Genomic DNA, 524 nt, shown 5'->3' on the forward strand with positions numbered 1-524 from the left:
GCCGTCGTGTGGGGGCCACGCGTCGAGCCACGGCGGGTGCCGCTCCGAGGCAGCCAGAGCTAGCACGGCCAGACCCCACACCGATGCCCGCACATGCCCGGCGGTGGCGATCGCGACCACGCCGGCAGCGACCCATAGGGCGGCTCGTAGCCAGTCGGGTAGGTCGATCAGCTCGGCACGGGCTGGGACGCCAGCATCGAGCAGTGACACCCCGATCAGCACCCACAGGACGCCGAGCACGAGCATCGCTGTCCGGCGAGGCACGCTCAGCCCTTGAGCCGGTCACCGAGGTCAGCCAGCGCCTTCTCGGCAGCCGCTTCGGCCGCTGCCCGGATGGCGGACATGTCCACCGATCCGGGCTTGGCGGCCTCCACAGCAGCGGTCAGGGCCGCAACCTGTGCGTCCATCTTGCGGCCCTGCCAGTAGCCGTCCTGCTGCGCCACCGCCGCAGTCGGGCCGGAGCTGCCGAGGTAGTACTCCCACACCGAGTCAGCGATCGACGTCCGTGCTCGACCCAGCTCGAC

At 71.2% G+C, this 524-nt stretch carries 2 protein-coding genes; both read right to left on the reverse strand.

The features are described from left to right. A partial coding sequence (locus tag RMT89_RS40920; protein WP_315888829.1) for a hypothetical protein occupies window positions 1-264 on the reverse strand: 264 nt, incomplete at its 3' end. A gap of 2 nt (window positions 265-266) precedes the next feature. Beyond that, the coding region (locus RMT89_RS40925; protein WP_315888830.1) for a hypothetical protein at window positions 267-524 on the reverse strand (258 nt) is incomplete at its 5' end.

The sequence above is a fragment of the Streptomyces sp. P17 genome (assembly GCF_032436805.1).
In the GTDB taxonomy this organism is placed as follows: Bacteria; Actinomycetota; Actinomycetes; order Streptomycetales; family Streptomycetaceae; genus Streptomyces.